The organism is Methanoculleus methanifontis (genome assembly GCF_030464365.1).
GTDB classification, from domain to species: Archaea; Halobacteriota; Methanomicrobia; order Methanomicrobiales; family Methanoculleaceae; genus Methanoculleus; species Methanoculleus methanifontis.
In genome coordinates this window covers 59,033-72,846 of sequence record NZ_VCYI01000003.1, presented here as the reverse complement: position 1 = coordinate 72,846, position 13,814 = coordinate 59,033, and the positions used below count along the sequence as shown (strand labels likewise).

Below are 13,814 nucleotides of genomic sequence, written 5' to 3'. Positions count from 1 at the left end.
TCTACATCACCAGGTAGCCCTGTAATCGCTCACCGGGGAGGCCGGCTTCCTTACCCCGGGCGAGGGCGCGAAGATTCGCGACCTCGTACTTCTTCTCCTCCAGGTAGACCACGACGGGAAGGATCGAGAACGGATACCGCTTCGACATCCGCACCATCTGATCCAGCTGAACCCGGGTCAGCGCAACCTCGACCTCATGGAGGGCACTCTTGCCCCGGATAGCCTCGAGCGTGTTTAAGAGTGGGGCCGTCCTCACCTGCCTCTTTAAGGCGTCGATGAACTCGTCCCGGTCCTCAAGCCCTGAGAGCCGCTGCAGTTCTTCCACCGAGAACGAGCCGCCGGGGATCATCAGTCCCCGCACGTCCTCACGGACGCGCCCGGCCCGGAGGCGGAAGAGGTTCTGGATGTTCCGGGTATCGATCTCGAGCTTGATGTACTTCAGGAATATACTCCCGCCCTTGATGCCTCCCGTGGCGTCAGCGATGAGTCGTGCGTAGTAGCCCTTGTAGAGTTCATTCTCCAGGTGGGCAAACGACCCGGTCTCCATCGCACGAGGGAGTTCCTTCTCGAGGACGGGGTAGAACCGCTCGCCCTTGAGCGCCTCGACGACCCGCTCCGGTGACTCTTCGGCGAGAAGACGGTCGAGAGCGACCTTGTCCAGCCTGCCGGCCGGTATCAGGACTTCCTTGAGCTTGCCGGGCTGCACACCCTGCAGCTTACCGCGCAGGATGGTGACGACGTTCTGAATATCCCACCTGCGCAGGTAACTGGCGGTGAAATATTTCAGTTCTCCGGGCACGAGCTCCAGAATGTTCTGATACTCCTTGGCGAGGTTCCAGTTCAAGGCCTCCTCGACGAGGTTGATGCCGGAGAAGGAGGTGCCGAGTTCATCGATCTCGGACCGGTAGTTGGTCTCGCCGATGAACCGGGTGATCTCAGGCAGGCTCATATTCAGCATCCGGAGATAATCTTCGCGCGGTATCAGCAGTGATCGCCGTACGCGCATGCGGGTGCAGGCGTAGATGTAGTTGGTTGCCAATCCGCTACTTATCTCTGCCATGTATGAACCTCCTCACGCAAACAGGATATCTGACGCATCCTTCAGGCCTGACTCCCAGACTTCACCCAGGAATGTTCCGTAGCTGTAGTCGATCTGCAGCGCGCCGTCGTTGCTCTCGACGATGACGCCGCCGGGAATGTCAACCGGGTCGCCCACGGTGTAGCCCGAGAGAGTCTTTAGACGGGAGAGGATCTCTTCGACAACCGGGATGTCCCGCTTGTTTGTGTGCACGACACCCTTCTTGATCTCCTTTGCCGCTCTCTTCAACAGGTCTGTGAGCGCCTTCTCCTGGAACTCAGCAGGCAGATCACCGACAGCGGCGAGCGAGGCCGAATAGACCTGATCGAGGAGCATCTTCTGGGCATTCAGGACCTGTCGTTTGACGACGAGGTTCGCTGCGGAGACTTCCTGGTTGGTGATGTGGGTGGCCGCACGGCCCGCCTCTTCATCAGCCGAGGCCTTGAGCTCGGCGGCGCGGGCCTGTGCGTCCTTCAGGATCTCTTCGACTTCGGCCCGGGTCTCTGCCCGGGTCGCCTCGACCTCCTTTCGCCCTTTCTCCCGGATCTCGTTCACTACTGCTTCGAGTCCCATGGTTCACTCCATCAGAACAGAAGCAGCAGTGCAACCACAAGACCGAAGATGACGATGGTTTCGGGAATAACCGTGAGCAGCAGTACCAGACCAAACACGTCACGGTTCTCTGCCGTCGCTCCGACGGCTGCAGAACCGATCGCCATCTCTGCAATACCGGCGCCGATGCCGGTCAGACCGACTGCGAGACCTGCGCCGAGTGCGCTCATTCCTGCCTGCGATGCCTGTACCATTTCAAGAGTTGTGCCAACATCTACCATTCTTTATTCCTCCGTAAACTTAGATTTCATACCAAATGGATTGTACTTCTTGCCTCCACCTTTGTAGAACTTGGTGAAGAACTCAACATAGTGAAGACGAATTGAGTGCAGACCGCCACCGAGAAGGCCAAGTGCCGTGTTCAGCACGTGTCCCAACAGGAAGACGAGAATGCCGAGAACGATAAAGATCACACCAGTTAGTGTGATTGCTTCAAGCTGAGGCTCAATCATCATGCCGATCGAGATGTAGTTGACCACCATCGCGATTGCGACCGAGGATAAGCCTACTGCCGTCAAACGAGCATAAGACAACACGTGACTGATGATCGTCGGAAGTTCGACGACTTCAAGCGGGTTCTCCTGCGCGATCCCGATGATTCCCGCCACCAGCAGGACGACACCGATCACGGCCGCAACGCCGAACCCCATGGCAATGATGGGAAGACCCGTCAGGTCAGGCATCATTGGGATGGGGAAGAATGACCATATGATGAGGAGTATACCCCACATGATGCCGAGCCAGCCGGCGTGGGAGATGACCGCTTTTGTCGCGTGCTTGCCGTGGTAAAGGCTCCGTGCGTTGATTATGCCGAGAATACGCCCAAGCGTGATATGCAAAATACCAATCCAGAGTGCAACGATCATCAGTTCGACGACCTGGGGGCCGTGACCGCCCGCCGCACCTCCGATATTGAGGTGGCGGGAGAAGATCATTGCATCCCACGGGAGCGCGAACCCGAATGCTTCGCTGTAGAGTACGCCGAAGACAATACTCGAGATGCTCGCGTAACTGAGCACTTTCAGGAGTGCTCTTCCACCTTCACCCTTCAGGAACTTGCGTAAGCCAAGGCTCAGAGCGAGCAGGACTGCTCCGTAACCCACGTCTCCGAGGATCAGCCCGAAGAAGATGGGAAACACGATGGCTACCATCAGCGTCGGGTCGAGCTCGGAGTACCGGGGCCGTGCGTAGATGTCCATGAGCATCTGTGTCGGCGAGGCGAACGACGGGTTCTCGTATTCCACCGGGACTACGGTATCGTCGTCGATATCCAGCTCCTCGATGTAGATCCTGCCGCCGGTCACTCTCCCCAGCGCGTCCTGGATTCTGTCCGCCCGGTCTTCAGGCACCCATCCTTCAGTAATGAAGGTCTCCTCCGTGGTAGCAAATCGCAACGGGGCTTGCGCCCGCTCTACGTCAGCCGTGAGTAGTTCATCGCATGCTACCAGGAAATCGGTGTGCCTCTCGCGGATCCCTGCAATCTTTCCGTTGATTGCAGCAATCTCGTCCTCGATCCGCCGGGCCTCTTCAAGATGGGCCTTCATGCAGTCAGCCGGCGCCCCGGTCTCCTCCGGAACGGGGATCGCCTGGAACCCTGCATTGAGGAGAGTCCGCTCGACCTGCTCGCGGTGCTCGTTCTGCACCACGACGACGACCATATTGCCGGCCACCTTGTCGGAGAAGTACTTCTCGTTCGGGACGTCGATATCGACGTCACGGGTTATGTGTCCGGTAAAGACGGTAAACCGCGCATATCCACGGTAAAATTCCAGATCCAGGGGAACCGCAGCAAACGGTTCAAGTTCCCTCGCGCGCTGTTCATGCTCCTTCTGCCGCGTCTCCAGCCGGGAGCGTGAACCGACGAGATCTTCCGCTTCCTTCTGGATAACGGGCAGATCCGTCCGGATCATCTCCCGAACCTTCGATGCGGGGAGCTTCGTTTTGACGTCTACGTTCTCGGGGTCTATCCCGCACGCATTCTCGATTGCCCTGACCTTGGTGAGCGCCGAAGCCGCATCGCTCGCCTCCGGAAGCGGGTAACCGATCGAAAGCGCTTCAGACGAACTCTCCGGCACGAAGTCCTCGATGTGATAGACGTTGTGCCGATAGAGTTCTCTGACGATGGCGTCGATCTCACCCTTCGGGGCCGCGATGAGTAGCCGGCGCATCCGTTCAGGCCTTAACATGCAGCTGCTCCTTAAACCGTGTGACAATAAAATCTACAGCTTCTGTAAGGTTCTTATTCCCGGATGCTTTCAGCGCCTCTGCGCGCGCTTCACCCTCCCTGACAATCTCTTTGTACCTGTTCTGCGCCTGGGCTCGTGCCTCCGCAAGACGCTGATTCCTGTAATCCTCGGCATCCTTTTGTGCCTTGACGATCAGGTTTTCAGCCTCCAGCTCGGCATCAGAGAGGCTCTTCTTCCTCTCCGCCTGCGCATCACGGATCATCGCCTGATACTCTTCTTCAGTTTCCCTGATGCTTTTCAGGACATCGGTCTTCATCAAACCCTCCTTCTCACGGCGTATGAATATTTGATGAAATTGAGCATATATTTATTGTTGTTTGTCCGCTGAGGATTTTTCCACATTCAGATGCGTCACCTCCACCCCAGGAGGCAGGTTTTCAATAGCGACGCCCCCGGGAGCCCCGGCAAGCGAGACCCCGGAGAACTCCGCGGACGAGCAGAGCAGGTGCTGCTCGGGGTGGGTTCCGCGCCGAATATCGCAGGCGAGGAGGATCTTCGGGGCGACCGAGACGACCATCGATAACCGTTTCGACCCGGGATGGTCTTTCGGGAGGACGACGAGCGGTATGTGGTAGCGCCGGACCAGCTCGAGCATCATGCGTGCCTGTTCGATGGGCCCGCCTTCCGGCATGGAGACGATGACCAGGTCGTCGGGATCGACCGCCTGGCAGTACTCGTCGTCCGGGGTCTCGATACAGAGCGTAAACCGGGAGCCGGCTTTCGCGACAAGCAGAAAAGAGCGTTCTCCCCGGATGAGGAGAGTTTCACCGCCGAGGGGCACGGTCGTCGTGCCCGGCCCGGCGGGGGAAGCCCCGGAAGCGCCGCTTTCAGAGTTCTTCGACATCCTCGGACTGGCAGCTCGGGCACATCGGCCGCTTTCCGATGCCCTTAAACCTCTCGCCGCACTCTTTGCAGCGGTAATTCTTGCCCTCCACACGCTCGTTGAACTCAATGTCGACAGGTCCACCGACTGTACACATCTGGCATCACCAGAGGAGAGAGAGGAGGGCAGAGGATAAAACCCTATCGCGGCAGCCTTGAAAAACCCGGATCTGCGGCGCGGAATGTGTCCGCCTTCATGCACCGCCGTCCCTATGGGTTTGCCTTCTTTTGCATCATCCGCCAGCGCTTGAGAACGAATGCCGCGACGCTGAGGGCGAAGAGCGCGTTGAAGAGCACCCATATGATCGGGTCTTCAAAGTCCGTCCCGATCAGGTTTCCGTGGACGATGGCAAAGAGGAGCACAACGTACATCAGTCCGTGCACCCACCGCCAGTAGTTCGGGATGCTTCTTCGGAGCAGCACGCCGGCGAACGCGATGTAGAGGAGATAGAGTGCGGGCCGGCCTGCGAGCGCCCAGAACCGCTCCCATGGGGAGAAGACCGGGATGAACACGGCAGGGTTCATCGCCCCTATGGCAAGGGTCACGGGGTGCAGCGTGGGGAGGAGAAGGCCGACGGCGGCGAAGGTGTGGTGTAACGAGAGAAACGATCTCCCAAAGACCTCCAGGATCTCCCGGAGGAACGGTGTCAGGAGGGTCGCGATGCCGAGAGCAAGGAACCCCCACAGCGCGGCAAGACGTGCTATGACGTTGAACGGATCCTCGTACGGCGCGGTCAGGACCACCGCGGCAACAAGCGCAAACAGGGCCAGGGTGACGGCAGCAAAGAGCGCACCCGCCCGGGTCGGGGCCACGGTTCCAGAAGAAACACGGCAGGAGATAAGGGTTTTGGCCCGGATGTACCATCCGCCGCTCTTCGCGTGAGGTGTATCGCTAGCCTTACGGGGCTTCTACCAGCCCTGTCTTTGAGATGGTCTCACGCGAAGGCGCGAAGGACGCGAAATGGACGATCGACACCTGTGTGGACTTCGCGATTTCGCGGCTTCGCGTGAGTTGACGGAGGGCATCGAAAAGCAAGAAGCGGTCGAAAACCCTCCTCAGATCGCGATCCCCACAAGGTGGAGCAGGACAAGAACCAGGGCGCCCGGCAGCCCTCCGAGGGCGCAGATGAGAACCGTCACCAGGTTGATCTGGATGTCGGGAGCGCCGAACCACGCGAGGACGTTGAAGTAATTCAGGAGCACGAGCGTGATGAGCCCGGCGATGGCGTTGACGACGAGCGTCATGGCCTTCTTCATGAGGTAGTAGAGCGCCGCGGCTATCGCGACCGCGAGAAGGATGGCGAGGATCTCTTCCATCATTTATTTACCAATGATTTGCTGGTTATTTAACCGTATTGATGGAATCGTCAGCCGTCCGACGCGCCTTGCATCATTTCCGAGCCCTCCGATACCCGCGAGCATCTCAAAGACATTCCCGGAGAGCATCGCTGTCCGGATGGGCTCAACCGTCTCCCCGCCTTCCATCCAGAAGGGGTTCGAGATCTCCACCGAGAAGTCGCCGGAGAACGGGTTCGCGGTATGGGCGCCCACGACGTCGTGGATCCAGACCGCCCGCTCGTCGCCGGGCTCTTTTACCCGCGGGCCGTCGATGAAGAGATTGTGCACGCCGATCCCGGGGCCTTCGCCTCCGGAGCGGACGGCGCTCCCCGTGCTCCTCTCGCCGTAGCGGTAGCCGGTCTTGAGGTCATAGGCGAACCGCTGGAGCACGCCCTGTCCCACGAAGACCAGACGCCGGGTCGGGGTCCCCTCCGCATCCCAGGCGGTGCTCCCGAGGCCGGGAGCAAACGGATCGTCGTAGACGGAGAGGCGCTCGTCAAAGATCTGCTCCCCGACTTTGTCCGCAAGGAACGACCGGCCGGCCTTCACGTTCCGCCCGGAGAGGGCCGGGAGGAGAACCTGCCCGATGAGGCTTGCAGCCGCAACCGGGGAGAGGACGATGTCGTAGCGGCCGGTCTCGATATCGCGCCCCGATAGTGAGCGTGCGGCAAGCGAGGCGGCCCGCTCCCCGACCGACCGGGCATCGATATCGGCAAGGAACGGGGAGGCGTCGAACTCGTAACCCGTAGACTGCTCCCGGATTGCCTCGAGGGAGACCGCCGCCACCGTCCGATCCATGCCGTAGAAGACGCCGCTCGAGTTCGCGACCGCAAGGTACGACCGGGCAAGGTCCGCACCCCCGCCGACGACCTCCACCGGATGCTCCGCGGCACCGGCAAGGAGATCGCCGACCATCGTCGCCGCATCCTCCACCGCGACGACGAGATCTCCGTCGGCCGCGGAGGGGGTGCCCGCGAGATCGGCCGGTTTCGGGAACCCCCCCCACTGTTGCGGGGTGGCGAGCCGCCCGCTCGCGAGCGCGGCATCCAGGCACTCTTTCCACCGGTCGGGGTCGCTCGTGGCCGAGAAGCCTATCCGCCCGTCCCTGACCGTCCGAACGGCCATGTTCCACGCTTCCGACTCCTCGGCGTTCCCGAGGATCCCCTTCTTGATCTCGGTGCCGACGCTCAGTCCCCGGGCGTAGAAGACTTCGATCTCGTCCGCCCGGCGTTCTCCCTCACGGAGAATCTTCTCGATCAGGTCTTCGCCGTTCATTCGCCGCGCCCCCCGATGGTTGCGTCCGCAAGCAGGAGATGAGGCGCGCCGTCGCTGACCGGGACGCTCTGGCCACCCTTTCCGCAGTATCCCGGACTCATCTTCCGGTCGTTGCCGACCAGGACGATGTTATGCAGCGTTGAGAGGATCTCGCCCGAGAGCGAGACGTCCCGGACCATACCGGCCTTCTCACCGTTTTCGATGAGGTAGCCGTACTCCGCGTTGAACTGGAAGACGCCGCGGCCGGGGTCGACCTGCCCACCCCTTGATCCAATCAGCAGGATGCCGTCCCGGCACTCCTCGAGGATCTCGTCGTAGGCCGCGTCGCCGTTCTCGATGAAGGTGTTGCTCATCCGGACGATCGGCGGCGCCCCGTGCTCCGACCGGGCGTGGCCGGGGATACCGTTCCCGACCGCCGCGAGGGTCTCGCGGTTGTGCAGGTAGGATGCGAGGATGCCGTCGCGGACGATCTCCGTGCGCTCTACCGCGACGCCTTCGGCGTCCACAGGGATGAACCCGAACTCGTGGAGGGAGGGATCGTCGACGATGACGAGCGCCTCGCACCCGATCCGTTCACCGATCTTCCCCCCGAGAACCGATGCGCCTTCACGGACGAGATCACCCTCGCTCGCGTGGCCGACCGCCTCGTGGGTGAAGACGCCCGCAAGCTCCGGGTCAAGCACCGCACGTTTTGTTCCGCCCTTCGGGATCTTCGCATCGAGCAGGGAGACCGCGACCTCGCCCGCTTTCCGCCCGAGATCCTGCTTGTTACGGAGGTTGAACCCGGTGGCAATGTGATCGCGTTCGCTTCCCATCTGCATCACGCCGTTTTTCGAGGCGATGGCGACGACCGAGAACCCGGACCGGACGGCCTCATAGGAGTACTCGTTTTCGCTCGAATCCAGGAACCGGACCGAGTCAATCCCCTCGGTGTAGCGCGCCCGGGTGTTTCCCACCCCCGAGACGCGTGCCGCCTCCTCGATCCCGGCAAGCAGCCGGGTCTTCTCCTCGAGATCGACCTCCCGGGGGTCTTCCTTGAGAGGGAGGGGCGGGAGCACGCCGCGCGGCGCGTCGGCAAGGTCGAGGTGATCCTCCGTGACGGCTGCGAGGCGCGATGCCGCCTCGACGAGACGCTCAACCTCGCGTTTCGAATCGATATCAACGTGATCGCGGGTGAGGATGCCCCAGCCTTTCGATCCGAGCACCCGGATCACGGCTTTGTCAAAAAATGAAGTGCCCGCGGACTCGACCACCCCGTTGTCGATATCGACCAGAGTGATCTCGCCCCGGACACACCGGATATCATAGTAGCGCACTTCAGCCATAGGCTATCAGACCACGGAGCGCCCGACGTTCGGGTCGAAGATGCCGGGCGGGTTGACCGCCAGTTTCCGGAGCTTCGAGAGGAACCCTTCACGGTTCTCGGGGACGAGCGCGTTCTGGAGAACCTCCTCGATGTGGTCGACCGGCACCACCTCGATCATCGCGCGGTAACGATCCTCGATGAGGACATCTTCGAGGTTCGACCGCGGGATGATCACCTTCTTGATCCCGGCTTTTGCCGCCGCCTCGATCTTGTAGGTAACGCCGCCGATGGGGAGAACGTCGCCCCGGACCGAGAGCGAACCCGTCATCGCGACGTCCTGGCGCACCGGGATGTTCTCGATGGCGCTGATCACCGCTGTCGCCACGGTCACGGAGGCCGAATCACCCTCGACACCGCCGTAGGTGCCGATGAACTGGACGTGGACGTCCATGTTCTTGATGTCCTTGCCGGTGAACTTCTTGATGAGGGCGCTGACGTTCGTTATCGACTCTTTTGCGATATCCTTCAGCATACCGGTCGCGATGACCGTGCCGGCCGCTCCCAGGCTCGGGGTCACCTCGGCCATCACCGGGAGCACCGAACCGGAGTCGCTCCCCATCACCGCAAGCCCGTTCACCCGGCCCACCCGGGTGCCCTCGACGACGGTGATGTCGTAGTCGCGGCTCCGCCGGATGTACTCGTCGGAGATCTGGTCCTCGATCGAGCGGGAGGCCGATTTTGCGGCAAGGACGTGCTTTGCCGTGGTGAACTCTGCACCTTCCTGCCGGGCGAGGTCGCCCGCCACCCGGATGAGCCCGCCCATGTCACGGAGTTTCAGGGTCAGGTGGCCCTTCCGGTTCGAGCGGCGCCGGGCTTCGCGGAGCACCTCGAGCATGGCCGCGCGGTCGAAGTGGGGGATCTTCCCGTCGTTCTTGACCTCCTGCGCGATGAACCGGAGGAACTTCTTCCGGTTCTCCGGGGTGTCCTCCATCGTCTCGCGCATGTAGACCTCGTAGCCGTAGCCCCGGATACGCGACCGGAGCGCCGGGTGCATCCCCTGGATGGCGTCGAGGTTGCCTGCCGCGATCATCACGAAGCGGCAGGGAACCGGCTCCGTCCGAACCATCGCGCCGCTCGAGCGCTCGCTCTGTCCGGTGATCGGGAAGGTGCCCTCCTGGAGCGCGGTCAGCAGGTTCTGCTGGGAGTGGGGGGTGAGGGTGTTGATCTCGTCGATGAAGAGCACCCCCCCGTGCGCACGGTGGATGGCCCCTCCCTCGACACGGTCGTGGGAAGGCGTCTCAAGCCCGCCGCTCTGGAAGGGGTCGTGCCGGACGTCACCGAGCAGGGCGCCCGCGTGCGAACCGGTGCCGTCGATAAAGGGCGCCATGGTGTTCGTGTCGTGGGATATCAGGAGCTTTGGGACCATCGCCTCCTCGCGGGGCATCGAATACTTCAGTGCTATGAAGACGAACGCGGCGGCGACGATGCCCATCAGCCACTGGTAGGTGATGATCGCGTAGCCGATGATACCGATGATGAGGAGCATGACGAGGGTGCTCCGCATCTGGATCTTCTTCCGTGCCTCCACCTTGTGGGCGTTGACGATCTGCTTCCCGCGGCCGGCAGGGACGGTCCTGATGATGGGATTATTGTTATCCTCCGGGTTCGGGTAGACCAGAATGTCCTGCAGTTCCTCTTTCGGGAGGAGCTCGGCCATTGCCTTCGCCAGCATCGATTTGCCGGTTCCGGGGGTGCCGATCATCATCACGTGCCTGCTTTGGACGGCGGCCTTCCGGATCACCTCGACGGCGTGCTCCTGGCCGATGACCTGGTCGATGAGATTCGAGGGTACGTCGATATCCGACGATGCGCTCATCTCAAGACCGGAAAAGACTTCAGTCTCCTCCAGTTCGTCATTCGTGAGATCTATGTTGGGGATTTCTTTTGTTGGCGTCGAATCCATCGTCGAGTTTACCTCTTTGCTGCGCTGGTACTTATATAATTTATTCATCCTCGTTCAAATACTTTCTAGCAAAGGTGATCCATGAGAATAATCAGCACGGAACGGTCCCAGGTTCTCGCAGCCCGCGTTGCCGAAAAACTGGGGACCCCACTGGTCGAGACAAAATTTACCAGATTTCCCGACGGGGAACTGTATCTTAAGTGTAGAGAACTGGACGACGAGACCCTGATCGTCAGCAGCATCGTAGACAACGATATGTTCATGCAGACCCTTCTCGCGATCGATGCCGCCGATCAATCGAGAAACACGCTGGTGGTTCCGTATCTCGGCTACTCGCGGCAGGACAAGCGCTTCTCCCCGGGCGAACCGATAAGCGCCCGGGCGGTCGCACGGGCCCTCTCGGCCGGCGTCGAGCGAGTCTACGTCGTCAACATCCACGATCCGGGTGTACTGAGCCACTTCGGCGTCCCGGCGAAGAACGTCACCATCGCCCCGGCCGTCGGGGGGTACATCGGCGACCTGCGCCTGAAAAAACCCCTGGTTCTCGCCCCGGACGAGGGCGCGATCGACTTCGCTTCGGACGTCGCGGCGGTCGGCGGGTGGGACTGCGACCACCTCGAAAAGACCCGGCTCTCGGGAGAGGAGGTCAGGATCGCCCCGAAGACCATCGATGCCGCCGGACGGGACGTCGTGATCGTGGACGATATCATATCCACCGGGGGAACCCTCGCAACCGCCGCCTGCATGCTCCGGGAGCAGGGGGCCGCGTCCATCCACGCTGCCTGCGTCCACGGGGTGCTCACGAGTGGCGCTTACACCCGCCTGCGGGCGGCGGGAGTCTCTTCGGTCGTCTCCAGTGACACCTACGAGAACGCCTCAAGTTTCATATCGGCTGCAAGCGCTATCGTCACCGCGATCAGGGAAGATGCTCACCGTTGATGGATCACACCTCGAGGGGGGCGGGCAGATCCTCCGCCTGGCGGTCGCTCTATCGGCGATCTCCACCGAACCGGTCACCGTGACGAGGATCCGGCAGAACCGGAAGAACCCCGGGCTTGCCCCCCAGCACGTCGCTGCCGTCCGGGCGGTCGCCGGGACCTGCGACGCGGAATGCACGGGTCTAACGCCAGGGAGCCGGGAGATCTCGTTTACCCCCGGCCGGATCCGGCAAAGAGACCTCGCGATCGATCCCGGCACCGCCGGGAGCATACCCCTGATCGTCCAGGCATGGCTCCCGGTCGCCCTCGCCGCCGGCGGGAGCATCAAGGTCTCGGGTGGAACCGAGGTGCTGTGGAGCCCAACCATCGATTACCTGGAGCACGTCTTCGCGCCGGTGCTCCGCCGCGCTGGTGCCTTGATCGAGATCACGGTGCTCGAAAGGGGGTATTACCCCCGGGGAGGAGGGCGGGTACACGTCCGGGTGGAACCGGCCCGCCTGGACCCGATCGCGATCCCGGAGGGAGAGGAGGAAGACTGCGGAATCGTGTCCTGCTCGGCCGGCCTTCCGACGCACGTCGTGGAGCGCCAGGCGACGGCCGCGCGCGATCTCCTGAACCGGGAACTCGGGCTCCCCTGCACCGCCGACCTCGACCCCCGCGAAGGCGGGACAAGCGTCGGGAGTTCGGTCACGGCGTGGAACGGCGCAAAGGGCGCCGTCGCGCTCGGGAGGCGGGGGCTTCCCGCCGAAGAGGTGGGCCGGGCGGCGGCGCGGGCCCTCGCTGAAGAATGCCGCAGCCCCGGCACGGTCGACGTCCACCTCGCCGACCAGCTCCTCGTCTACCTCGCCCTCTACGGGGGGGAGTACAGCACTCATACCCTCTCGATGCACGCAGAGACCGCAGGCTCTCTCCTTTCAACCTTCGGGTACACGATCCGGTGCCGGAAGAACGATACCGTGAGGTTCTCTGCATGACGCTTGTCCTCGACGCCTCGTTCTTTTTTGCGGAGATTCCGGTCGAGAGCGAAGCCTGGACAACAGCGTCGGTCGTCGCGGAACTCTCCGACATCCACGCGAAGTGCCGGTTTGAGGTTCTCACGGCCGCGGGGCTCCGGGTCCGGGAACCGCGCGAGGAGGATCTGGCACGGGTGGATGCGGCCGCACTCCGGACGGGGGATAGCGGGGTGCTCTCCGGAACCGACCGGGATATCCTTGCACTCGCGCTGGAACTCTCGGCCGTCCTCGTCACCGACGATTTCGCCATCCAGAACGTCGCTCACCGTCTCGGCGTCGAGACCCGGAGCATCAGGCAACGGCCCGCCCGGCAGATCCGGTGGCGCTACCGGTGCAGCGGGTGCGGGCGCTACTGGAAGGAGCCGGGAGACTGCGCGATCTGTGGCGCACCAATCAAAAGAAAGCTTAAATAATCAACCGGAGATCTTTTCTCCATGTCCGCGCTCGAAGAGCTGATCACGAAGGCAAAAGCGCTCCAGGCAGAAGGGCACACCCCCGGCCAGATCTCCGACGAGCTGGGTCTCTCGATGGAGACGGTCACCTGGCTGCTCACCCAGCAGAAGGGCATGGAGGCCCCAAAAGACGTCCACATCGACTGGGCGGCGGTAGGGAGCCACGGCGTGCTCTTAAACGACATGGCGATGATGATGCTCAAAAGCTTCCTCTACCTGGCGGAAGGAAGCGTCGTGCGTGCCGTCGACGACCTCCCCGACACGGTCGTCGGCATCGCGCCGTCGGGCGCCCCGCTCGCCACCCTCATCGCCGCAGAGGAGGGGCTGAAACTCGCGGTCTACCTCCCGGCGAAGCACAGCCGGAGCGAAACGCCCACCGGGTCGCTCTCGGGCACCTTCTCCGCGATCACCGGACAGCGGTGCATCATCGTCGACGACGTCGTCACGACCGGGACGACGCTCTCCGAGACGATAGCGTTCCTCCGGCAGCACGGAGCCACGCCGATGGCGGTCTGGTCGCTCTTCGACAAACGGGGTGTCCGGGAGGTCGACGGGGTTCCGGTTCATTCACTCTTCGTGATATCGAGGCTCGGGTGAAGACCCGGGCAACGCTTTTTTTCCGGCACACTCCTGGAGCCTGCCTTCCAGGTGCGCCTATAGAAGTACCCGGCGTGTGCCATCACCCGGTAGGCGATCCGCCGCCGCCAAACG

Annotated in this window: 16 protein-coding genes; 4 read left to right on the top strand and 12 right to left on the bottom strand. The window is 62.2% G+C overall.

What is annotated here, in order from left to right; genetic code table 11:
• Position 1: 1 nt before the first annotated feature.
• The 12 genes from FGW20_RS03070 to lonB form a co-directional block, all read right to left on the bottom strand.
• Entirely contained in the window at positions 2–1,060 is a 1,059-nt protein-coding gene (locus FGW20_RS03070) for a V-type ATP synthase subunit C (protein WP_301676623.1), read from the bottom strand.
• 12 nt (positions 1,061–1,072) lie between these two features.
• Positions 1,073–1,651 (bottom strand): V-type ATP synthase subunit E family protein, encoded by a 579-nt coding sequence (locus FGW20_RS03065; RefSeq protein WP_301676622.1) that lies wholly within the window; start codon positions 1,649–1,651, stop codon positions 1,073–1,075.
• A gap of 11 nt (positions 1,652–1,662) precedes the next feature.
• Entirely contained in the window at positions 1,663–1,911 is a 249-nt protein-coding gene (locus FGW20_RS03060) for an ATP synthase subunit C-like protein (RefSeq protein ID WP_301676621.1), read from the bottom strand.
• Positions 1,912–1,914: 3 nt separating this feature from the next.
• On the bottom strand, positions 1,915–3,876 hold the full coding sequence (locus FGW20_RS03055; RefSeq protein WP_301676620.1) for a V-type ATP synthase subunit I: 1,962 nt from the start codon (positions 3,874–3,876) through the stop codon (positions 1,915–1,917).
• A complete protein-coding gene (locus FGW20_RS03050) occupies positions 3,863–4,192 on the bottom strand; it encodes a V-type ATPase subunit subunit G family protein (protein ID WP_301676619.1) in 330 nt (109 codons plus the stop codon). Before FGW20_RS03050 ends, FGW20_RS03055 begins: the two co-directional genes overlap by 14 nt.
• 51 nt (positions 4,193–4,243) lie before the next feature.
• On the bottom strand, positions 4,244–4,780 hold the full coding sequence (locus tag FGW20_RS03045) for an alpha/beta hydrolase (RefSeq protein WP_301676618.1): 537 nt from the start codon (positions 4,778–4,780) through the stop codon (positions 4,244–4,246).
• Positions 4,764–4,916, bottom strand: a complete 153-nt coding sequence (locus FGW20_RS03040; RefSeq protein WP_301676617.1) for a hypothetical protein — start codon at positions 4,914–4,916, stop codon at positions 4,764–4,766. Before FGW20_RS03040 ends, FGW20_RS03045 begins: the two co-directional genes overlap by 17 nt.
• A gap of 112 nt (positions 4,917–5,028) precedes the next feature.
• Entirely contained in the window at positions 5,029–5,631 is a 603-nt protein-coding gene (locus FGW20_RS03035; RefSeq protein WP_301676616.1) for a ferric reductase-like transmembrane domain-containing protein, read from the bottom strand.
• 243 nt (positions 5,632–5,874) lie between these two features.
• Positions 5,875–6,138 (bottom strand): pro-sigmaK processing inhibitor BofA family protein, encoded by a 264-nt coding sequence (locus tag FGW20_RS03030; RefSeq protein WP_301676615.1) that lies wholly within the window; start codon positions 6,136–6,138, stop codon positions 5,875–5,877.
• Positions 6,139–7,431, bottom strand: coding sequence for a TldD/PmbA family protein (locus FGW20_RS03025; RefSeq protein WP_301676614.1), 1,293 nt, complete (start codon positions 7,429–7,431; stop codon positions 6,139–6,141).
• Positions 7,428–8,756 carry a TldD/PmbA family protein gene (locus FGW20_RS03020; RefSeq protein ID WP_301676613.1) on the bottom strand — a complete coding sequence of 443 codons (1,329 nt, stop codon included), beginning with the start codon at positions 8,754–8,756 and terminating at the stop codon, positions 7,428–7,430. Before FGW20_RS03020 ends, FGW20_RS03025 begins: the two co-directional genes overlap by 4 nt.
• Positions 8,757–8,762: 6 nt before the next feature.
• The gene (lonB, locus tag FGW20_RS03015; RefSeq protein WP_437178568.1) at positions 8,763–10,700 is read right to left on the bottom strand and encodes an ATP-dependent protease LonB; all 1,938 of its coding nucleotides are present in this window, start codon (positions 10,698–10,700) and stop codon (positions 8,763–8,765) included.
• A gap of 81 nt (positions 10,701–10,781) precedes the next feature.
• On the opposite strand from lonB, the gene FGW20_RS03010 reads away from it, so the two are divergent.
• Genes FGW20_RS03010 through FGW20_RS02995 form a run of 4 tightly spaced genes read left to right on the top strand, consistent with a single transcriptional unit; the run spans position 10,782 to position 13,700 of the window.
• Entirely contained in the window at positions 10,782–11,639 is an 858-nt protein-coding gene (locus FGW20_RS03010) for a ribose-phosphate diphosphokinase (protein ID WP_301676612.1), read from the top strand.
• On the top strand, positions 11,626–12,612 hold the full coding sequence (rtcA, locus tag FGW20_RS03005) for an RNA 3'-terminal phosphate cyclase (protein WP_301676611.1): 987 nt from the start codon (positions 11,626–11,628) through the stop codon (positions 12,610–12,612). The genes FGW20_RS03010 and rtcA overlap by 14 nt, the downstream gene beginning before the upstream one ends.
• Entirely contained in the window at positions 12,609–13,064 is a 456-nt protein-coding gene (locus tag FGW20_RS03000; protein WP_301676610.1) for an NOB1 family endonuclease, read from the top strand. The genes rtcA and FGW20_RS03000 overlap by 4 nt, the downstream gene beginning before the upstream one ends.
• 21 nt (positions 13,065–13,085) lie before the next feature.
• Complete coding sequence (locus tag FGW20_RS02995; protein WP_301676609.1) at positions 13,086–13,700, top strand: orotate phosphoribosyltransferase-like protein; 615 nt, start codon at positions 13,086–13,088, stop codon at positions 13,698–13,700.
• Positions 13,701–13,814 lie beyond the last annotated feature (114 nt).